Origin of the sequence: Duganella sp. 1411 (assembly GCF_017833525.1) — a bacterium.
In the GTDB taxonomy this organism is placed as follows: domain Bacteria; phylum Pseudomonadota; class Gammaproteobacteria; order Burkholderiales; family Burkholderiaceae_D; genus Rugamonas.
On sequence record NZ_JAFICD010000001.1, the window covers coordinates 1,956,639 to 1,977,919 of the forward strand.

Below are 21,281 nucleotides of genomic sequence, written 5' to 3' on the forward strand. Positions count from 1 at the left end.
CCTCGGTCGGATCGGCTTGCGAGCATCCCCCTTGATAAATCGATCACTCACAGCTGACCACGGTTCAAGCATAGGGTCGCGTGGCGGCGCGGCAGTAATGCGCGCAAGGGGATTTCTAGTACGGTGCAGAAAATGCGAGAACTTGTGCAGGGAGTGCAAGAACGGCTGGGAATGCGCGTTCGCGGGGGATGTCCGTAGGGCGGATTAGGCGGAACGCCGTAATCGGCCATCTTTGAGCCGTCGAGACGCACGCAATGGCGGATTACGCTGCGCTAATCCGCCCTACGTGGTTTATCGGTTAAACGGGGGGGTTTAACGGTTAACGCTTGCTGGTGCGCAACGGTTTGCCGTGGACGTCGTAGACGGCGGCTTCCAGTTTGATGACCTGGCTGACCGCGCGCTTGTCGGACGCGTCGGCCGCGAGGATGACCTTGTAGTCGCCCTTCGCCACCCTCCACGTCTTGCTGGCCGAATCGTACATCGCCAGCAGGCGCGGATCGACACTGATCGTCGCCTTCACCGCGCCACCCGGCGCCACCTCGGCCTTGTGGAAACCGACCAGCCGCTTGGGCGCCTCCCAGCGGGCGCCGACCGGGGCCACATAGACCTGGGCCACCTCCTTGCCCGCCACCTTGCCGACGTTCTTCACCGTGAACGACGCGCTCAGCACGCCGTCCTTGACGCCGGCCGACAGGTCCGACAGCGCGAAATCGGTGTACGACAAGCCATGGCCGAACGGGAACAGCGGTGTCAGCCCCTTCAGGTCGAACCATTTGTAACCGACCGCCGCGCCCTCATGGTAGTTGACGTCGAAGCGACGGTCCGCCACTTCCGGAAAGCCGTCTAGCGCCGGCCGCGGCAGTTGCGACTCGGCCGCCGGGAAGGTGGCTGGCAAGTGGCCCGACGGGTTGACCTCGCCGAACAGCACGCCGGCGATCGCCTCGCCGCCGCCGGTGCCCGGATACCAGGCCTCCAGCACCGACGACACCTTCGGCAGCCACGGCATCGTCACCGGGCCACCCGTCTCCAGCACCACCACCGTCCTGGCGTTGGCGGCCGCCACGGCGGCGATCAACTCGTCCTGCTTGTCCGGCAGCGACAGGTTGGGCATGTCGAAGCCCTCGCCGGTCCACTGGGTGGCGAACAGCACGACGACGTCGCTGTCCCGCGCCAACTTGGCGGCGGCGGCGGCGTCCTTGCCGTCGTTGTAGACCACCGTCGCGCCGGGCAGGCGCGCCTGGATCGCCTTCAGTGGCGACGACGGATAGATCATCACCGGACCCGGCCAGGTCTTCGGCGTCAACTCCGGCGCCGCGTTGCCGCCGGCCGGATACACCAGCGACGAGCCGCCGCCGGCCATCACGCCACGGTCGGCATAGCCACCGATCACCGCCACACGCTTGACCGATTTGTTCAGCGGCAACAGTTTGGCGTCATTCTTGAGCAGCACCATGCCCTGCTGCGCATCCTTCACCGACACGGCGGCGTTGGCCTTGAAGTCGATGGATTGTACGGCCGGCGCCACCGGATGGTCGACCACGCCGTGTTCGAACATGGCATGCAAGATGCGGCGCACCATGTCGTCCAGCCGCGCCTGCGGCACCCAGCCGTTGAGCACCGCCTCCTTCAGCGGCGGACCGAAGTAATCGGCCAGGTCGAACGGCATGCCCGATTGCTGGTCCAGCCCGGCGTTGGCGGCCGGCACCGTGCTGTGCACCGCGCCCCAGTCCGACATCACCCAGCCCTTGAAGCCCCAATCCTTTTTCAACACCTCGTTGAGCAGATAACTACTTTCGCAACCGTGCACGCCGTTGAGGCGGTTGTACGAACACATGACCGCGCCCGGATTGCCCTCCTCCCTGGCGATCTGCAAGGCCAGCAGGTCGGACATGCGCGCGGCCTGGTCGCCGATCTTGACGTTGAGCGTGGTGCGGCCGGTCTCCTGGTCGTTCAGCGCGAAATGCTTGAGCGTCGACACCACGCGGTTGGACTGGATGCCCTTGATTTGCGCGCCGACGATCTTGCCGGCCAGCAGAGGATCCTCGCCCGCGTATTCGAAATTGCGGCCGTTGCGCGGCTCGCGCATCAGGTTGACGCCGCCGGCCAGCACCACGTTGAAGCCGTAACCGCGCGCCTCGGCGCCGATCATGGCGCCGCCCTCGTAGGCGGTCTTCACGTCCCAGGTGGCGGCCGTGTTCAGGCCCGACGGCAGCGCCGTGGCGGCCCGCGCGTCCGGCCCGGCCTGGCTGGCCACGCCCAGGCCGGCGTCGGTCTCGTACAGGTTCGGAATGCCGAGCCGGGGCACGCCGTAGATGAAGCCGGCCGACTGCTTGTACGCCTCCTCGGGGCGCTTGGTCTTCTTGTTGTCCATGTCGGCGCCGAGGTAGCCGTAGACCAGCTTCAATTTCTCGTCCAGCGTCATCTGCGCCACGGCCAGGCCGGCGCGCTCGCCGGCGTCCAGGCGCGCGTTCATCCATGGCTGCGCCCCCGTCTCCGCCGCCTGCACGGCGCCGTAGCACAGGGCCACCGCGGCCGATAAAAGACTGATCCGTTTCTTGAAACTCATGATTGCTTCCATTGATATCGATAGTGAATGACGTGAAAAAAAAAGGGGCGGCCGAGGCCGCCCCTAAAAGTGCCTTGGAGAGGCAGACAACACAATAGTTACGGTGAAACCCGAAGTCGCACGTATTGTGGAAGCGGCGCGGGGACGCGGCAATTCTAAAATTCCTCAACGGGGAAAATGAAATTGCGCAGACGCGCGGCGAATACGGCGCGCGGCGGGATCGGCGGCAACGCGGCGCTTAGGCCGCGCCGTCCTCGGGGGCGGTGGAAGCCTCGGCCGGGGCGGACTGGCCTTGCTGGACGGAGAGGGAACGGAAGGCTTTCGGCGTGCAACCGTATTCGTCCTTGAACAGCCGGTTGAAATACGAGACGTTGGCGTAGCCGACCGAATAGGCGATTTCCGCCACCGCCGCGCCGCTGTTTTCGGCCAGCAGCCTGGCCGCCTCGGTCAGGCGCAACTTGTTCAGATAGGTGGTGAAGGTCATGCCCAGCTCGGCCTTGAGCACCTCGTTGACCTTGTTGCGGTTGGCGCCGGTCCCGGCCGCCACGCCGTCGAGGTCGAGCCCCGAGTCGGTGTAATTGGTGGCGATGAAGCGCAGGATCGACGCCTTCTCCTTGTCCTTGTACGGTTCCAGCGTCAACTGGCGGTACGCGACCAGCGGCAAATCTTTTTTCATCTGCGAATCGAGCCCGGCGAGCAAGGCGCGCGCGTGGCCGCGGAAGAACCACAGGCCGAACCCCAGCCAGCTGGCCAGGATCGCCACCGCCATCGCCACCAGGTAGCGCCAGTCGCGGCCGCGCAGCGTCAGGTCGCTCACCTCCAGGTAGGAATCGATGTCGCGCGGGCTGTAGGGGCTGGTGCCGAAGACGACCTTCGACACCCCGTCCAGTCTATAGCCCTGGTCGGACAAATCGAGTTTCATCTGGGTGAACCACCAGTCCGGCGTCGTGAAGCGGGTCATGTCCAGCGACACCGGCACGCCCTGCTCGTTGCAGGAAAAATAGGTGCCCGGCGAGCGGTAGGTCTCGAACTTGCCCGGCTTGGAGATTTTGGGATCGAAGGTGGAGATGATCAACGTCATCGTGTTGGCCGGCGAGCATTTGGCAAGAAAATTGATGGTGGTGTACTTCGACCAGTCCATGTGGGCCAGCCGCCCGTTCTTGTCCTCCTGCACCAGCTCGGACGACACGTAGGGGTAGGCCGCGGCATTCTTCACCTTGAAGTCGAAGCGCAGGCGCGCCTTGTTCTGCGCGTCCAGTCGCAAGGTCGAGGCGCCGCCCATGAACTGGTCGGTAAACGTCCGGTAATGCCACAGGGCGCCGTCGCGCTGCGCCGGCAACAAGGTGAACGACGGATAACTCCCGTACGTGAACAGACCCGCCATCAGCGCGTCTCCGAGCACCAGGAGAAGCAGCGCGATCAGCGCCTTCTTGTAGAAATCTTGCATTGCGATATCAAAGTGTTTAACCGTTCGACGCACCGCCTCTGGACGGCGTGCCGCTCGCATCATAGCAGTTCAGTCCGGCAATGCGGCGGCTGCGCACAACAGTGGTGCATTTCGGCCACAGCGCTTGCAAAAATCGACAAACGCGGGGACGGCGTCACGCCGGCGCCGGACGCTGCTACAATTCCGTTATGTTGATGACAAACAAATGGCGGGGGTGGGTGGCAAGGCTGGCGTGCGTCGCCGTGCTGCTGTCGGCGTTGATGCCGGCGCTGTCGCACGCGCTGGCGCCGGACCGCGCCGCCGCCTTGCTGGCCGAGATCTGCTCGCCCGGCGGCATCCGCAACGTCGGCGAGGACGGCAAGGCGCCCGTTAAAAAGCCGATGAGCATGGAGGACTGCTCTTACTGCCGTATCCAGTTCGACACCCCGGTGCTGCCGTCGGCGCCGCCGGCGTTGATCATCGCCGCTATCGTCGCACGCCATCCGGTGCTGTACTACCAGTCGCCGGCCCCGCTGTTCTCCTGGATTTCCGCCAAGCCGCGCGGACCGCCGCTGGCCTGACCGGGCCGCGCTCCGCCACGGCCATTGCGGCCGGCGCCGGCGCGCGCCCATCGCCTTCTCCGGGTTCCGACCACGCCTGATCGGCGCCGCGCGCATCGCCCGCGCCGGCGCCCCCACGCGCGCGCCGGAACAACCAACACCGACCGCCGCGCCCATCGCGCGCGGCCGCGCCGACCGCGTCCGACGCGTGCCGGCGCCCCAACGAGAACATCACATGACTTCATCACCGCTACACCACGGCACGCCGCCCTCGCCATCACCGCTGCGCGCGCTGCCGATCACGCTGGCCTGCGCCTTCGCCGCCCTGGCGGCGCCCGCCCGTGCCGACCACCCGCTGCCCACCGTGGAAATCGCCGGCGTGGCGCCCGGCCCGCTCGGGCTCGACGCGGTCAACGGCACCGGCAGCCGGCTCGGCCTGACGGCGCGCGAGACGCCGGCCAGCGTCACCGTCGTCGACCGCGCCGCCATCGACGAGCGCGGCGCCCGCGACACGCAGGAAATCCTGCGCGCCATTCCCGGCGTGACCGCGCACGACGCGCCGGGCAATATCGGCGTCAGCTATCGCGGCTTCGGCGGCGGCTCGATCAGCCAGCTGTTCAACGGCATCAACGTCCAGTACACGATCGCCGCGCGCCCGGTCGACAGCTGGATCTACGACCGGGTCGAGGCCATCGGCGGCCCGTCGAGTTTTTTATACGGTGCCGGCGCCGTCGGCGGCTCGATCAATTACATCACCAAGGTGGCCGAGCGGCGCGACTTTTCCGAAGCGCGGCTGCGCCGGGGCAGCGACGACCTGACGGAAGGCTCGTTCGGCTTGAACCGGCGCCTCGGCGGCGACGGCGGCGCGGTCGCGCACCACGCGCGCATCGACGTCAACCACCGCGACGGCGGCAGCTGGGTCGACGGCACGCGCGGCCGCTCGACCCAGCTGGCCGCGTCGCTGCGCTCGGACTTCGGCCAGCGCCTGACGCACACGCTGGCCTATGAATTCCAGCACGAGGACGTGGCACGGCCGTACTGGGGCACGCCGCTGCGCAATCCGGCCGCCGGCGTCGCGCGTGTCGATCCCGCCACGCGCGACAAGAACTACAACAGCGCCGACGGCGTCTACGCGCAACGCGTGCACTGGCTGCGCTCCATCGCCGCGTGGCAGGCCGGCCCATCGGCCACGCTTACCAACACGTTCTACGTCTACGACGCGCTGCGCGACTACCGCAACGTCGAAAACTTCCGCTTCAACCCCGCCAACACGGCCGTGATCCGCTCCGCCGCGCTGCTGCAGCGGCACGACCAGCGCCTGGTCGGCGACCGCCTCGACGGCGCGTTCAACGGCGCGCTGGCCGGCCGCCGCAGCGACTGGGCCTACGGCATCGACGTCAGCGTCAACCGGCAGACGCGCTTTCCCAACAGCCTGCCGGCCACGGTGTCCACGGTAGATCCGCGCGACTTCGTCACCGAACGCTTCTTCGACATCCCCGGCATGGCGCCCGGCTTCCGCCCCGACCGCGACAACAAGGTGCGCACCACCGCCGTCTACGCGGAGAACCGCACCGTCCTGGCGCCATCGCTCAACCTGGTCACGGCGCTGCGGCACGAGCGCATCACGCTCGATTTGACCAACCGGCGCGACATCACGGCCGCCAACCCGGCCGCCTTCGAGCGCCGCTACCGCCCCACCACCGGCCGCGCGGGCCTGGTGTGGGACCTGGCGCCCGGCGCCAGCGCCTACGTCCAGTACGCGACGGCGGCCGATCCGCCGTCCGGCGTGCTGTCCACCGCGTCGTTCGCCGACGTGCGCACCAACAGCGAGCTGACCACCGGCCGCCAGGGCGAGGTCGGCGCCAAGCTCGATTTCTGGCACGGCAAGGGCGCGGCCACGCTGGCGGCCTACCGCATCGAGCGCCGCAACATCGCCACGCAGGACCCGGCCGACAGCACGCGGACGATGCTGGTGGGCCAGCAATCGGCCCGGGGAATCGAGCTGTCGGCGGGCCTGCGGCCGAGCCGCCGCTGGACCGTCCAGGGCGACCTGGCGCGGCTGGCGGCGCGCTACGACACCTTCCGGCAGAACGGCGTTTCGCTGGCCGGCAGGACGCCGGCCAACACGCCGCGCACGGTGGCCAACCTGTGGCTGTCGTACGCCTTCAACGACGCGTTCAAGGCCAGCGCCGGCGTGCGCCACGTCGGCCGCGTGTATGGCGACGCGGCCAACACCATCGCCTGGCCGTCGTACACGCTGCTCGACGTCGGCGTCGCCTACCGCGTCAGCCGCGACGCCGATCTGGCGCTGCGGCTGCGCAACGCCGGCAACCGCCTGCACGCGCTGAACCTGACCTCGACGATGGCCTATCTCGGCGCGCCGCGCACGGCCGACGCCGCGCTGCGCGTAACCTTCTGAGGTCTGCCATGAAAATCAACCTGAAGCTCAACTTCAAACGCCTGCTGTTGCTGGCCCACCGCTGGTTCGGTATCGTGCTGTGCGCCTTCTTCGCCATGTGGTTCGTGTCCGGCGTGGTGATGATGTATGTCGGCTACCCCAAGCTGACCGACACCGAGCGGCTGGCGCACCTGCCGCCGCTGCGCGCCGGCGCCGGCCTGCTCGGCCCGCGCGAGGCGCTGGCCGCCGCCGGCGTCGCCGGGCCTTTGCGCCAACTGAGCCTGGCCAACGCCCGTGGCGGGCGCGCCGTCTATCTGGCGGTGCCGCCGAGCGCCAGCGGCCACGGCCACGGCCGCGAGATGGCGCCCGCCATCGTGGTCGACGCGCTGACCGGGGCCCGGGCGCCGGCCACCGACCAGGCAACCGCCATGGCCAGCGCGGCCGCCTACGCCGGCGCTGGCGTCGGCCTGCGCTATCTGGGCACGGTCGGCGAGGACGCCTTCACGCACTCGCGCGCGTTGGATGGCCACCGGCCGCTGCACCGCGTGCGGCTGGCCGACGCCGACGACACGCTGCTCTACATCTCGGGCCGCACCGGCGAGGTGGTGCGCGACGCGCCGCGCACCGAGCGGCTGTGGAACTACGCCGGCGCCTGGATACATTGGCTCTATCCGTTCCGCGGCAACGCGTTCGACCGCTACTGGGCCGACATCGTCAACTGGCTGGCGATCGCCGGCATCGTCATGGTGGCGAGCGGCGCCGCCGTCGGCGTGCTGCGCTGGCGTTTCCGGCGCCCTTATCGCGACGGCGCGCGCACGCCGTACCGCGACCGCATGATGCGCTGGCACCACATCGGCGGCCTGCTGTTCGCCGTGACGACCGCCGCCTGGATCTTCAGCGGCCTGATGTCGATGAACCCGTGGCGCATCTTCGACGGCGGCGCCGCGCCGCTGCGCACGGCGGCGCTGGAGGGCGCGCCGCCGGCGCCGTCCGCCGCCGCGGTCACGCCGGACGCGCTGCTGGCCGCCGCCGGTCCCGGCGTGCGGGAATTGCGCTGGACGCGAGTGCTGGGCGACACCATCGTGCGCGCCCAGGGGGCGGCCGGCGCGCCGCTGCTGCTCGACGGCCGCGCCGCGCGCCCGCTCACGCTCGACGCCGCCGCGTTGCAAGCGGCCGCCGCCGGGCTGCTGCCGGCGCCGGTCGCGCGCATCGAACGGCTGACGGCCTACGACCTGTATTACTACAGCCGCGACGACCACGCCATGAGCGGCGGCCGCGCCAGGCCGCTGCCGGTGCTGCGCATCGTCTTCGCCGACGCCCTGCGCAGCTGGGTCTACCTCGATCCGCGCACCGGCGAGGTGGTCGGCCGCAGCGACCGCTACCGGCGCACCAGCCGCTGGCTGTTCGCCATGCTGCACAGCTGGGACTGGGCGCCGCTGCTGGCGCGCCGGCCGCTGTGGGACGTGCTGCTGATCGCGCTGAGCCTGGGCGGCGCCGTCATGAGCGCGACGGGCGTCGTCATCGGCTGGCGCCGGCTCGGCGCCAAGCTGCGGCGTGCGGTGAACGCGCAAGCTCATCCGTCGGGTAAAATTGACAGGCAGGCCACACGGCGTCCGCGCCCCCTCCACCCACTTTGATGAGCTGCCGATGAAAATATCCACCACCCTGCCCGTTTGGACGATCGCCGGACCCGTGGTCGGCTGGCTGGCGCTGGCCGGCAAGGCGCTCGGCGCCCAGGAGCTGCTCGGCGGCGCCTACCTGGCGCTGCTGGCCGTCGCCCTGTTCTGGGGTGTGCTGGCGGCGGTGTTCCACGCCGAGGTGGTGGCGCACAAGATCGGCGAGCCGTACGGCACGCTGGTGCTGGCGGTGGCGGTGACGGCGATCGAGGTGGCGCTGATCGTCTCGCTGATGATCGCCGGCGGCGCCGAGACCACCGGCCTGGCGCGCGACACGGTGTTCGCCGCCGTGATGCTGATCCTCAACGGCATGGTGGGCATCTGCCTGCTGGCCGGCGGCGGGCGCCACGGCGAACAGACCTTCACGCTGAGCGGCGTGTCGGCGGCGCTGACCACGTTGGCGGCGATCTCGGTGCTGACGATGGTGCTGCCCAACTACACCACCACCACCCCGGGGCCGTTCTACAGCGGCAGCCAGCTGATTTTCATCGCCGTGGTGTCGCTGGTGCTGTACGGGACATTCGTGTTCGTGCAGACGGTGCGCCACCGCGACTACTTCCTGCCGGCCGACGGCGGCGGCGAGGACGCGCACGCGCCGGTGCCGCCGGCCAAGCTAGCCTGGATGAGCGGCGCGCTGCTGCTGGTGTGCCTGGGCGGCGTGGTGCTGCTGGCCAAATCGCTGTCGCCGGCGCTGGAGGCGGCGGTGCTGCGGATGGGCGCGCCCAAGGCGCTGGTCGGCATCATCATCGCGGCCGTGGTGCTGCTGCCGGAGGGCATCGCGGCCTACCAGGCGGCGCGCGCCAACCGGCTGCAAACTAGTCTGAACCTGGCGCTGGGCTCGGCCCTGGCCAGCATCGGCCTGACCATACCGGCCGTGGCCATCGTGTCGATCCTCAACGGCTGGACCTTGACCCTGGGGATCGACGTCAAATCGACGGTGTTGCTGCTGCTGTCGATCATCGTCACCTCGCTGTCGCTGGGCAGCGGCCGCACCACCATCATGCAGGGCACGGTGCTGCTGATGATCTTCGCGGTGTACCTGTTCGTGACGGTGGTGCCTTAGCCTCGAACCCGTGCCATCCATCGCGCGTCCGCCAGGTTTATTACCGCATCTGCCAGAAAATCGGCAAGTCGCCCGCGTCCCGTCGGGTTGGCCCACACGGCCTGGCGTTCACGACGCGGTTTTGGGGGCCGACGCCCGCACGGCGGGTTCGCGCGCGGCCGGGGCGGGCGCTTCGTCAGCCATTAGCATGCCCAGTTGAAAACCCAGCGAGAACAGCAAAACGAGCAGCACCAGGCAGGAGAGCAAGCCCACCCACAGCAAGCGCCTTGTTAAGTTGAATCGGTATTCCATCATCGGCCTCGCCCAACAAGGTTAAGCAACCACCACGGTCGTCTGCCCACCGTCGCCTTCCGCAGTACCACGCAATTCTTAAATCGGGTAGTTCGGAACTGATGCTAGGAGTTCGCCGCCGCGTAACACAAGTAACAAACTGGTGTCTCTTCAAAATAATGACATCGACACGCATGACCATGCCGTGCTAGGATATTGCAAATTAGTTAATATCATTTTGGATATCATTTCCGCCATCATGCCCCTTCGCCATTCACCTGTTGGCAGCGCCAGCCAGGTTGGTAACGCGTCCCGCGCCAAGGCGCGGTTCCGCCTCGGAGCGTGGCTGGTCGATCCATCCTCCAATGCCATCGAAAGCGCTATCGGAACGCGCCAGATGGAGCCGCGCACGATGGATGTGCTGGTGGCGCTGTGCCGCGCCAACGGCGAGACGGTCAGCACGGAGCAACTGCTGGAGCAATGCTGGGGCAGCACGATCAATGGCGACAGTCCCGTCCACAAAAACATCGCCCTGCTGCGGCGCCTGTTGGGCGACGACGCGGGCGCGCCCATCTTCATCGAGACCATCCGCAAGCGCGGCTATCGCACCGTCGCGGAGATCGATTTCACGGTGGACGATATCCACCGCGTTTCGCTGTGGGACGGCGGCTCGCCGTTTCGTGGCTTGCTGCCGTTCGACGAGGCCCACGCGCAAGTGTTCTACGGCCGCGACGAGGCGACGCGCAAACTGGCGAACGCGGCGCAGGCACAGATCGACAACGGGCTCGCCCTGCTGCTGTTGCTCGGTCCCAGCGGTTCGGGCAAAACCTCGCTGGTGCAGGCCGGCCTGTTCCCGGCGATGTCGCGCGCGCAGGCCGGCGCTGGCGCCGCACTGCTGGCCACGACCACCTTCGACGTCGCCGATCAAGGCGAGCAAACGCTGTTCACCGCGTTGGCCGGCGGGCTGCTGGACTTGCACTGGGACGAGGCATACGCCTTTCCAGACGAGAACGCGGTCGCGCTCGGCAAACGCCTGGAAGGCGATTGCGCAAGCGTCGCCGAACACCTCCAGGCCACGCTGGCGCCGCACCGCGCCGGCATGCGCTTCGCCATCTTCATCGACCGCTTTGAAGCGCTGTTCAACGCCAACCGCGTGAGCGAGCAGGAGCGCGCCGCGTTCCTGGCGACGCTGGGACAGCTTGCGCGCAGCAGCGCCTGCTTGATCGTGCTCGCCTGCCGCAACGATTTTTACCCGAGCATCGCCAAGCTTCCCCTGTTGATCGAGGTGAAGCCGCACGGCGGCCATGTGGATCTTGGGCCGCCCAGCTTCAGCGACATCGCGCAAATGATACGCAAGCCGGCCGCGGCGGCGCAGCTGACCTTCGGCGTCGATCCCGTCAGCCACGCCAACCTGGACGATCTGTTGTGCGAGAGCGCCACGGCCAGTCCGGACGCCCTGCCCTTGCTGCAATACTGCCTGCACGAGCTATACCGGCTGCGCACGCCGGAGGGCGAGCTGAGCTTCGACGCCTTCCATGAACTGGGCGATCTCGAGGGCGCCATCGGCCGGCGTGCCGAACAGCTGGTGGTAGGCCTGACCGAGGGCCAGCGCGCCGAACTGCCCCACGTCATGTCGCTGGTGACGGTGTTGTCGATCAACGAGGAACAGGTCACGAGCCAGCGCGCGCCGTGGTCCGCGCTGCGCAGCGAGGCGGCGCGCCAGACCGTCGCGGCGCTGATCGAGGCGCGCCTGTTTGTCAGCGACCTGGCCAGCGGTACGCGGGTGTTCGGTATCGCGCACGAGGCGATCCTGCGGCGTTGGCCGCGGATGAGCGAGTGGATAGAGGCGCACCGCGATGCCTTGCGCGCGCGCGGCAGGCTGGCCCAGCAGGCGGCGCGCTGGAGCGCGGAGGGACGGCGCGCCGACCTGCTGATCCCGCGCGGCAAATTGCTCGACGAGGCCAAGGCGCTGCGCGACGCGGCCCTGTGGTCGCTGGAGCCGGCCGAATCCGAGTTGATCCGCTTGTCCAACCGCCGGGCGCGCCAGTTCGCCTGGGCACGCCTGTGCGCGCTCGGGATCATCATGGGGCTGGCGGTGCTCAATTCCGCGCTCGGTCTGAGCGCGCTGTCGGCCAAGCGCGCGGCCGAGGCACGCCGTACCGAGGTCGAGGGCCTGGCCGGCTACATGCTGGGTGACTTCACCGACAAGCTGCGGCCCCTGGGCAAGCTCGATTTGCTTGAGGGGGTCAGTGGCAAGGTGCTGGAATACCTGCGCGGCTCGCAGACGGACGCGCTGAGCCCGACAGGTTTCACCTTGCGCGCCAAGGCATTGCAAGTGATCGGCGAAGTGAGCCGGTCGCGGGGCAACGCCGTTCAGGCCATTGATGCGCTGGACGAAGCCAACGCCATTTTGAAGCGTCAGCATGCGTCGCATCCCAACGACATCAAGGTACTCAACAATCTCGGTGTGAACGCCTACTGGGTCGGCCAGTTGCACAAGGACCGCAATAATTTCGAGGCGGCCGAACTCGCGTGGCGGCAATATCTGCAGTTTGCCGATCAGGTGCAGCAACTTGAGCCCGACAAGGTGGATTGGTGGATCGAGCAGTCGTACGCCCACAATAATCTGGGCTCGCTCGCCATCACGCGCGGAACGCCGGAGCTGGCGGCGCCCGAGTTTGCCGCATCCATCGCGTTGAAGGAACGCGCGCTGCGGCGCACGCCGGACTCCAAAGTCCTGATCGCTGAATTGGCGGACAGTTATTCCTGGCTGGGTTTGGCCAGGCAATCCTTGGGCGAATTGCGGCTGGCGGAAAACCTCTACCAGAAAGAAATGGCGTTGGTCTTGCGGCTGCGCGCTCAATTCCCTGACGAGCCTCTGTGGGTGAAACGGCAGATCCAGGCACTGCAGCATCGCGCCATATTGGCACTCGCCTTGGGTCGCGACGACATCGCCCTGGCCGACTATACAACGGCTAAGGAGCTGTTCTTGCACATCGCTGGACAGGACCAAAATAACCACGCCTGGCAAGTCGAACTGGCAATGCTCGACCAGGATTTTTTGCGGGTGAAAGCGCGCCGGGAGCCGGCCTCCACCATTTTGCCCCAGCTCAGGCAGGTACACTCGACGCTGTCCTCCAGGCTGAAACTCAACCCGGAAAACGTCCTATGGGCGAGCAGCGAGGCCGTCGCCCGCTCCAGGGTTGCAAAGGCTATATTGGCGAGCGGCGATGCCGCGCTGGCCAAGCCTGAAAGCGAATTGGCCATCGCGCAGCTCAAGGCGCTGTATGCCGACAATCCGGCGAACTTTCAGGTTAGGCTGTGGCTGGTCGAATCGCTGTTGGTCTACGCAACGATACTACGGTCGGAAAAAAATCTCGAACTATCGACCAAGATTTGCAGGCATGCCTACGCCTTGATTGATCCTGGGACCAAGACCACCATGGACTATCGAATTCTCGACCCTTGGGCACATGCGGCTTTTTGTCTGGAGGACGATCGAAACGCCTCCATCCCATGGAAGCGATTGCATCAGATCGGCTATCGCGACTCCATTTTTCGTCAACTCAACGCCCCTCAATAAAAGAAAGAAATCGCATGCCACTCGCCCCCAAGCTCCCCCTGGCGCAGATAGTCGTCATGGTATCCGTTACAAAAACAGGTTCGGTCGGATACAGTTACACAGATCCCCTCAACGGTACTTATTATTCGCCTAAGCAACATTCAAATTCCTGTGTCATCAACGCACTCGCTCCCTTCCAGGTCGTTTATGCGCTCGACTACCAGAGTACGCTCATGGGCTGGCGTTTCAGGCGTCATGTGGATCCGCGAGCCGGCTCTCGCCTTATTCCGCACCAACGCGCAGCCAACCGCTTGTCGATGACCACTATGTATAAAACCATCGACACGCAATATTCGTTCTATCTTCTTTTCCAAAACAAACTAAGAGGGTTGCGCTGTTATGACGATCCGCAGGAAGGCAACATTCCACCGCCTCAGGCCAGTAGCGCATTTTCCGCACCCACCCCCACTCCCAAGCCACAAGCCAAGGTTCCTGCGCCTAAGAAAAAGACCGCTAAGTCCTGAACCTTTCGCCTGAACGGCCTTGCAATGGATTCCGGGATGAGCGCATGAACTTTTGTAAAACGTTAGAAATTTCCAGCGCCAGTTCTTCCTGCAAGGCTATCCCAACATCGCCATGACAGTCGCATTGCTGCAGGCAGACAATGTCGCCCGTCCCCTCCTCTATCAGCCGCATGGAGGCTCGGGCACGGCGGTGTTCCAACCGGACGCTAACTTCGAGGCGATGCTCCTGCGACAGCATCTGATCGTGCTCATTGCCAAACCGCTGGAATAGCTGCACGGCGAGTTCCTCCTCGAGTCCGGAGATGAACTCGCCCGAGCCGCTGTCCGTGGTGATCAATCGCATTGGTGCAAGCCGCAGTCTGTAGGACCGATCAGGCTGTTTAATTTCGCACGGCGCCAGTTCCGGCACATACGTTCCAGGCGGAATTACAATCTGCAAGCCGGCGCCATTGCCCGTCGTTGCGTAATACTGCGCGAGACGATCGCGCAGCCGGCCCATCTGCACCCGCACGACTGGATCGGTCGTTGTATCGTAATCGCGCGCATCGCGGCGAAAGACCTCGATCCCCAACGCATACTCGCTGATCGACGCTTCCATGCCGCTCAGTTTACGCATCATCAGGAACGACAACATGGCGCGCATTCGCGGCGCTTTGACGAAGACCGGACTGCCCAGCACGCGCTGAACAGCTTGCCACCGCTCATCATTTTCCATTGAGGTTGCGGCAATATTCGATGCCGCGGAGAGTAAGGCGTTCATATGCGATCCAGTCAGAAAAGTGTTCAGTCGGTGCACTGTCGTGTGCCTGAATTCACTCTATCGAGCTGGACGAATATTTACCTTTCGATGATCTTACGATTGCAAGGCCTTGATTTAACGTGGTATTTTGCGAGGGCCGGCGCGCCCGCCGGCCCGGTTTACCGCCGGCGGCTAACGATGGCGGCGCGCGTGCGCCATCAGACACAGCATGCCCGCCACCATCAGCAGCACACTGGAAGGCTCGGGGACGGCCCGCACGCGGCTCAACGCGCTAACGTTGTCGACCACGAACATCGCTCCTGGCGCCGCGCCCGGCCACAGCGACACCGTGCCGAGATCGCCGTCGGCACCAAGGTAGCGGGAATCGTCGAACAACGCCCAGCCGAAGGTCGTGCCGGCATCGCCGGCGCCCAGGGTGAAGCCGACGTCGAACGAGAGCATGCCGCCCAAGGTTACCGCCCGCACCAGCTCGCCGCCACCGTCGGCATTGCTGAATACCAACGGCCCCGGCAGCGCGCCGGTGACCGACCCGGTGACCTGGGCCGTGCCGGAGAACGCGCCGGCCAGATTACTGACCGTCGCCGTGGCCGGCGCGGCATTGCCCAAGCCGAGGAAGTACAGTCCGAGGTACGCCTGGCCGCTGCCCAAGCTGGCGGTGTCAATGGTGATGTTGTAGAGCGGCGCGGCGCCCGCCTGTGCCGCGCCTGCCACCATGCAAGCGGCCAGCAGCAGTTTTGCCAATAGGTCTTTCAGATAATTCATCGTGGATCTCCTTAGTATTTAGCGCTGATCAGCTTGCGCGCATAGCTGATGGCCAGCTTGGACGGGTTGCTGAAGGTGGTGGTCATGGTCACGCTCTGGCCCGGCGCCAGTTCGCCGACGGGCAACGTGATGTAAGGCACGCCGTCGTCGAGGCCGGTCGCGTTGTCAAGCGTGACGCCGGCGCTCAGGTTCTCCAGCCGGAAGTGCAATGGCCCCTTGATGACCTGCTGCGTGGTATTGGTGATGGACACCGTGCCGCTGTACTTCTGCGTGAAGCGGTTCATCGTCAGGCCAGATTGCAGCATCGTGACGCTGGCGCTGACGTCGACGGGCGCCAGCAAATCGAAGCGCGTGCCGTGGAAGTGAAGTTCGCTATACGACGAAATGCCGGGATACGCCGGATCGGTCGGCGGACCCGGATGGTCGACACGCACCATGAAATAGCGATAGCGCTCGTTTTCCAGTCCCGGCAGCACGGGAATGACCTCCATGATGAAATTCTGGCTGCCGGTGTCGGTGGTCTCGCGGCTGGTCAGCAAGGTCCAGCCGGCGTTGTCGTTCGAGCCGTAGACATTGATGCCCTGGGTACGATTGCCGAACATGAAGCGCGGACGGAAACCGAAAGCGCTGGCCGCCACGCGGTAGTTCGCGCCGAAGTCCAGGGTCACGGCACTGCGCAAGTCGCCGGAGGTGGTGTTGTAGTCGTCGTCCACCAGCGACGGGATGGCCGCCGCGTTCAGCACGGTCGGGACGACCATGTTCTTGCTCCAGTCCAGGCTACCGTCCGAGGCCAGCCGGGGATTGAGCAGTTCCAGCTTGCCCGCCACTTCCTGCACCTTTTTCAGCAGCGCAGGAAATTCGGCGTCGGGCACGGTGGCCATGGCCTTCCGCAACGGCGCCAGTTCGGCCTTGAACGTCGCCAGCGATGGCGTCGTATAGATCGACGCCGCGTCGTAGCCACCCAGCGCGGCGGCGAACGCCGTATGGCGGTCCGGCTGCACGCTCAGGCGCGCGGTCATCGTGCTGATCGAGACGCCGTCGGTGGCGCTGATCACCAGATCGTGCACGCCGGCCTGGTTCGGGGCCGGCGTCCAGGTCAGCGCGCCGGTCGAAGCGTCCAGCGTGGCGCCGGCCGGCAGGCTGACCGCCTTGTAGACGACACTGTCGGCGGGATTGGCATCGGTCGCCGCGTAGACGGCGCGATAGGTCATGCCCTGCACCACGTACTCCGTCACCGGGAACACCGGCATCGAGAAGCGCGGCGGCGTCAACTGCGTGGGCGCCGCCATGTTGACGAAGTCCACATCGACGGCCGCGCCTTCGGGACCGGTGAATTTGAGGTAGATGATGTTGTCGCCCAGCCGCCTGCCCGCCGTCGCCGCGTTCGAGCTGTCGGGCACGATGTAGCGCCATTGCCCGCCGGTGTCCGGCACCGTCATCTCGCACCACGGCTTGGCACCCTCGGTCGCGCTGGCGGCCAGCTTGGTGACGGCGTTGGTGCGCACCATGATGCCCACCGGCGCGTACTTGCTGCGGTCGGCGTAGCCGATGTCGTGGAACACCACGGTGGCGCCGGACGGCGTCAACTGCGCGCGGCCGTAGGTACGCTCGCCTTCGGTCGCCATGCGCCAGTCGCCGTTGAGGAAGATCGACTTGCGCTCGGTCTCGAGCATCCCCGTGTTGGCCGGCAGCGGGATGCCGGTCAGCGCCCTGGGCAAGGTCAGGAAGGCTTCGGCGCCGAAGTCCTTGTTGGCGGGGCTGGCCGGCCCCCACGGCGTGACGGGACCGTTGGCGTGGGCGGCGGCGATCGACAAATAAGGCGCCACGGAATCGACGTCCACGCCCTCCTCGTACTTGTAGACGTTGTAGACCTCGGGGATGCCTTGAACCTCGTACAAGCGCCCCCGGTACGCCTCGGAAATGCCCGAGGTGCCGCCGCTGGTGTCGGCCCACGGCGTGTTATAGCCCAGCATGAAGCGGGCATAGGCATCGGCCCCCATCAGCACCCGGTTGCCGCCGAATTTGTACACGCTGACGGCGTCGCCGGCGGTGGACGGCTTGCCGCTGTACGGATCCACCTTGGTCCCCTGCGCGGTCACCAGGCGCAGCAAGCCGATCAGGTTGTCGACGTTGTCGCCGCCGTGGGCCTGGTCGCGCTGCATTTCCTGGATCTGATAGAACGGGTAGCCGACCGTGTTGCGCGGGTTGTCCGTGTCGATCAAGGGAATCAGGGGCAGGATGCCGCCGTTGATGTCCGGGCGGGTCGAGCTGGCGTTGACGGTCAGCCATTCCACCGTCTCGTCGTAGCGGGCCCGGTTGTCGGTGAAGATGGCGCCGGCCAGCCGGCCCGCGATCGAATAGACGTGCTGGTTCATGAAGCGCTCGTTGCTGGCGAAGAAGGTGCGCTCCATGGGATCGATCAGGTTGTCCTTGATCTTTTGCGTGTCGGTGGCGGTCCAGGCCAGCGGATACGCGGTATAGCTGGCATCGGCCGGCGTGTAGCGCATGATCTCCGCCGCCAGCAGCATGCGGAACAGCGGCACGCCGGTGTGGATGTGCGCATCCGGATAGTAGGCGTAGCCGTTGGGATTCATGTTGCTCCAGGTGCGCAGGATGCGCATCGCGTTGCGGCGATACTCGTTCTGGCCTGTCATGTAGTACAGCAGCGCTTGCGTCAGCGCGCCTTGCGAATCGTTGATCAGCCGGGTCTGGCCGGTGCCGTTGTTGAAGTTCGGCGTGTTGGGCGTATCGACCTTGGTGGCGTCGCGGTTGGTCGGCTGCAGGTTGATGTTGGCGTAGTTGCAGCAGACCGTGGCGAGGGTGTTGTAGTAGGTCTTGTACGGCTCGACGTCCGCCCTGACCTGCTGGCGCGCGTACTCGAGCTGGTCCAGCGTGAAGCCGAGCGCGGGATGCCTGAAGCCGGCCTCGCTGACCGACGGCTGGGCCTGCGGTGTGGCGACGAAGCTGATGGCCGTTGCCGGCGGGGAGGAAAAAACCAATAGTGTCGACGCTACCGCGCCCCACAGCCGGATGCGGCGATGGGCGGACGTTTGCTTATCCATATGTCTCCTTATAGTTAGAAATACTGAAGCTAGGTACACCCCTCAAAAAACATCGTTTGTTATCGATAACAAACCATGGCAAAAAAAAAGGGCTGGGGTTCAGCCGGAATTTCCATGGCATCGCTATGTTATCGATAACAATTTTAAGTAAAAAAAAAGCGGCGATGTGATTTAAAGAATAGCGAATCTACCATGAGACGCTGGATTTTTCTGTAGCAAACAAACAACGATGGGTTGATTGGCGGCCTCGCCGGCCGGAGGAAAAAATGACTCCGCGCCTTGGCGATTTTGGAAATTGCGGCGTACACGAGGAGCGCGCAGAATGCGGATCACCCTCTGGAGACCATTCCTCATCTGCCCATCATGATTCTTGAAGCGGCCGAATCTGGCTCGATGGACTCAATTGAAACCCCACGCTCAATGTAGTAACATCGCTACATCGTTCACTGTGCGAGATCGACACCATGACCATTACCACCATTTCGAGCCGCCAATTCAACCAGCGCGCAAGCGAGGCCAAACGGGCCACAAACAACGGACCGGTTTTTATCACGGACCGGGGCCGACCAGCTCACGTGCTGATGACCTTCGAGGATTATCAGAGGCTCACCAAGCAGCGGCGTAACATCGCCGATGCATTGGCCATGCCGGATATCGCCGGCATCGAGTTTGATCCGCCGCGTGCGGCCATCGAGATTCGGCCAGCTGACTTGTCATGATGTTTGTTCTCGATACCAACGTGGTGTCCGAACTGCGTAAGATACGCTTGAACAAGGCCGATATCAATGTGACTGCATGGGCTGAAAGCGTTGATGCCACCGATCTGTTTGTGTCGGCCATCACGGTCATGGAACTGGAGTTGGGCGTGCTGTCGGTTGAACGAAAGGACGCCACGCAAGGGGCGATGTTACGATCGTGGTTGGAGCAACAAGTCCTGCCTGAGTTCGCTGGACGCACGTTGCCTGTCGATACCGCCGTGGCACAACGCTGCGCCAGGCTGCATGTACCCAATAGGCGCGGAGAGCGCGATGCACTCATCGCGGCAACCGCCCTCGTCCACGGCATGACTGTCGTTACTCGCAATATCGCTGACTTCCAGCCAATGGGAGTCAAGCTGTTCAATCCGTGGGAGGGGTCGTGATACCGAATAGCGGGCAAGCGGTGGGGCGAACGCCAACGCAAAAAGGGCAGCCACATCGGCTGCCCTTCTACATACTGGAGCGGGAGAAGAGTCTCGAACTCTCGACCTCAACCTTGGCAAGGTTGCGCTCTACCAACTGAGCTACTCCCGCTTGGAGTTCAAATTGTCTGGAGGCGAGGATGGGAGTCGAACCCATCTACACGGCTTTGCAGGCCGCTGCATAACCGCTTTGCTACCTCGCCAGAGGAAACTTTGACTAAGAGCACAGCGGGTTATGCGCTGCGATCCGAAATTCTGGAGCGGGAGAAGAGTCTCGAACTCTCGACCTCAACCTTGGCAAGGTTGCGCTCTACCAACTGAGCTACTCCCGCATTGGAGCTACATTTTTTTACTATCTTTGCCACACCGGCCAGCTTTTAAAAAACTGGAGCGGGAGAAGAGTCTCGAACTCTCGACCTCAACCTTGGCAAGGTTGCGCTCTACCAACTGAGCTACTCCCGCATCGGAGTCCAACATCATAGCAGCAACCTGTTGCTAATTCTAGTGCTACTTTTTTTACCGCGCCACGCGCTGCATCAAACTGGAGCGGGAGAAGAGTCTCGAACTCTCGACCTCAACCTTGGCAAGGTTGCGCTCTACCAACTGAGCTACTCCCGCGTCGTCTTCTGCAACAACAGGCCAGCATTATAGAGTATCTGTGCCGCCTGTCAATGGCAAAAACTTTGCCGAATGAAAAAGATTAAATATTGTTTATTCCGTTCTTGAACTCGCACGGCGCAGACCACCGGGGTCGTACCCGTACGGGGTACGACCCCTCTGTCGCCTTGCGGGTTTATTGCAGCGTGCCGGCTTTTTCCTTGATCAGCGGCCACGCCAGGCGCAGGTAGTAGAACATCGACCACACCGTCAGCACGGCGGCGATCTCCAGCAGGCGGGCGCCCCAGAACTGCGTGTCGATGGCGGCGAACAGCACGTCGTGGTACAGCAGCAGCGGGATGGCGGTCATTTGCGCGGTGGTCTTGATCTTGCCCAGCGAGCTGACGGCGACCGATTTGGAGGCGCCGATTTGCGCCATCCATTCGCGCAGCGCCGAGATGGCGATCTCGCGGCCGATGATCACGAACGACAGCACGGCGTTGGCGCGGTCCAGCTGCACCAGCACCAGCAAGGCCCCCGCCACCATCAACTTGTCGGCCACCGGGTCGAGGAAGGCGCCGAAGGCCGAGGTCTGGTTCCAGCGGCGCGCCAGGAAACCGTCGAACCAGTCGGTGACGGCGGCGACGATGAACACCAGCGTGGCCGCCAGGTTCTGATCCGCCACCGGCAACATCGTCGTCGGCAGGTAGTAGACCCCCACCACCAGCGGAATCAGCGCGACGCGCAACCAGGTTAACAGTATCGGTATATTGAAAGGCATAGGCTTGAATGAAGGTGCGGCTGTGAATATTCTGTTACGCGCCGCTAGTCTACCTTGCCGCCGCACATTAAACCAGCACGTTTGCCGCAGCCCT

15 protein-coding genes and 5 tRNA genes are annotated in these 21,281 nt (G+C 64.9%); 8 read left to right on the forward strand and 12 right to left on the reverse strand.

The window, feature by feature from the left end; translation table 11 throughout:
- Positions 1-319 precede the first annotated feature (319 nt).
- Together JOD97_RS07980 and JOD97_RS07985 are read right to left on the reverse strand one after the other, a co-directional pair.
- The gene (locus JOD97_RS07980; RefSeq protein WP_209714995.1) at positions 320-2,566 is read right to left on the reverse strand and encodes a glycoside hydrolase family 3 C-terminal domain-containing protein; all 2,247 of its coding nucleotides are present in this window, start codon (positions 2,564-2,566) and stop codon (positions 320-322) included.
- A gap of 238 nt (positions 2,567-2,804) precedes the next feature.
- Positions 2,805-4,013, reverse strand: a complete 1,209-nt coding sequence (locus tag JOD97_RS07985; RefSeq protein ID WP_209714997.1) for an AraC family transcriptional regulator — start codon at positions 4,011-4,013, stop codon at positions 2,805-2,807.
- A gap of 194 nt (positions 4,014-4,207) precedes the next feature.
- On the opposite strand from JOD97_RS07985, the gene JOD97_RS07990 reads away from it, so the two are divergent.
- From JOD97_RS07990 to JOD97_RS08005, 4 genes are all read left to right on the forward strand, one after another.
- A complete protein-coding gene (locus JOD97_RS07990) occupies positions 4,208-4,573 on the forward strand; it encodes a DUF2946 domain-containing protein (RefSeq protein WP_209715000.1) in 366 nt (121 codons plus the stop codon).
- A gap of 214 nt (positions 4,574-4,787) precedes the next feature.
- Positions 4,788-6,971 carry a TonB-dependent siderophore receptor gene (locus JOD97_RS07995; protein ID WP_209715002.1) on the forward strand — a complete coding sequence of 728 codons (2,184 nt, stop codon included), beginning with the start codon at positions 4,788-4,790 and terminating at the stop codon, positions 6,969-6,971.
- A gap of 8 nt (positions 6,972-6,979) precedes the next feature.
- Positions 6,980-8,587 carry a PepSY domain-containing protein gene (locus tag JOD97_RS08000; protein WP_209715004.1) on the forward strand — a complete coding sequence of 536 codons (1,608 nt, stop codon included), beginning with the start codon at positions 6,980-6,982 and terminating at the stop codon, positions 8,585-8,587.
- A 10-nt stretch (positions 8,588-8,597) separates the two neighbouring features.
- Positions 8,598-9,689 (forward strand): calcium:proton antiporter, encoded by a 1,092-nt coding sequence (locus tag JOD97_RS08005; RefSeq protein ID WP_209715006.1) that lies wholly within the window; start codon positions 8,598-8,600, stop codon positions 9,687-9,689.
- A 108-nt stretch (positions 9,690-9,797) separates the two neighbouring features.
- Here JOD97_RS08005 and JOD97_RS08010 read toward each other — a convergent pair whose 3' ends face one another.
- Positions 9,798-9,983 carry a hypothetical protein gene (locus JOD97_RS08010; RefSeq protein WP_209715009.1) on the reverse strand — a complete coding sequence of 62 codons (186 nt, stop codon included), beginning with the start codon at positions 9,981-9,983 and terminating at the stop codon, positions 9,798-9,800.
- 214 nt (positions 9,984-10,197) lie between these two features.
- On the opposite strand from JOD97_RS08010, the gene JOD97_RS08015 reads away from it, so the two are divergent.
- A complete protein-coding gene (locus tag JOD97_RS08015) occupies positions 10,198-13,542 on the forward strand; it encodes a winged helix-turn-helix domain-containing protein (RefSeq protein WP_229264228.1) in 3,345 nt (1,114 codons plus the stop codon).
- A gap of 14 nt (positions 13,543-13,556) precedes the next feature.
- The gene (locus JOD97_RS08020) at positions 13,557-14,045 is read left to right on the forward strand and encodes a hypothetical protein (protein WP_209715012.1); all 489 of its coding nucleotides are present in this window, start codon (positions 13,557-13,559) and stop codon (positions 14,043-14,045) included.
- Here the strand turns inward: JOD97_RS08020 and JOD97_RS08025 are convergent.
- The 3 genes from JOD97_RS08025 to JOD97_RS08035 all read right to left on the reverse strand — a co-directional run bounded on the left by JOD97_RS08025 (position 14,035) and on the right by JOD97_RS08035 (position 18,629).
- On the reverse strand, positions 14,035-14,805 hold the full coding sequence (locus tag JOD97_RS08025; protein ID WP_229264229.1) for a hypothetical protein: 771 nt from the start codon (positions 14,803-14,805) through the stop codon (positions 14,035-14,037). The genes JOD97_RS08020 and JOD97_RS08025 overlap by 11 nt on opposite strands.
- 171 nt (positions 14,806-14,976) lie before the next feature.
- Entirely contained in the window at positions 14,977-15,567 is a 591-nt protein-coding gene (locus JOD97_RS08030) for an NF038129 family PEP-CTERM protein (protein WP_209715015.1), read from the reverse strand.
- Between the two features lie 11 nt (positions 15,568-15,578).
- On the reverse strand, positions 15,579-18,629 hold the full coding sequence (locus JOD97_RS08035) for a putative Ig domain-containing protein (RefSeq protein ID WP_209715018.1): 3,051 nt from the start codon (positions 18,627-18,629) through the stop codon (positions 15,579-15,581).
- Between the two features lie 464 nt (positions 18,630-19,093).
- Here JOD97_RS08035 and JOD97_RS08040 point away from each other — a divergent pair, with 464 nt between their 5' ends.
- Positions 19,094-19,348: a type II toxin-antitoxin system Phd/YefM family antitoxin gene (locus tag JOD97_RS08040; protein WP_209715021.1), complete on the forward strand. Its 255-nt coding sequence runs from the start codon at positions 19,094-19,096 to the stop codon at positions 19,346-19,348.
- The gene (locus JOD97_RS08045; protein ID WP_209715024.1) at positions 19,345-19,770 is read left to right on the forward strand and encodes a type II toxin-antitoxin system VapC family toxin; all 426 of its coding nucleotides are present in this window, start codon (positions 19,345-19,347) and stop codon (positions 19,768-19,770) included. The genes JOD97_RS08040 and JOD97_RS08045 overlap by 4 nt, the downstream gene beginning before the upstream one ends.
- Positions 19,771-19,845: 75 nt before the next feature.
- On the opposite strand, the gene JOD97_RS08050 is transcribed toward JOD97_RS08045, so the two are convergent.
- From JOD97_RS08050 to pgsA, 6 genes are all read right to left on the reverse strand, one after another.
- Positions 19,846-19,921 (reverse strand) — tRNA-Gly (locus JOD97_RS08050).
- A gap of 17 nt (positions 19,922-19,938) precedes the next feature.
- Positions 19,939-20,012: transfer RNA gene (locus JOD97_RS08055), tRNA-Cys, on the reverse strand.
- 53 nt (positions 20,013-20,065) lie between these two features.
- Positions 20,066-20,141 (reverse strand) — tRNA-Gly (locus JOD97_RS08060).
- Between the two features lie 54 nt (positions 20,142-20,195).
- Positions 20,196-20,271, reverse strand: a tRNA-Gly gene (locus JOD97_RS08065).
- 80 nt (positions 20,272-20,351) lie between these two features.
- A tRNA-Gly gene (locus JOD97_RS08070) sits at positions 20,352-20,427 on the reverse strand.
- 175 nt (positions 20,428-20,602) lie between these two features.
- Positions 20,603-21,187 (reverse strand): CDP-diacylglycerol--glycerol-3-phosphate 3-phosphatidyltransferase, encoded by a 585-nt coding sequence (gene pgsA / locus JOD97_RS08075; RefSeq protein ID WP_209715027.1) that lies wholly within the window; start codon positions 21,185-21,187, stop codon positions 20,603-20,605.
- Positions 21,188-21,281: the final 94 nt, after the last annotated feature.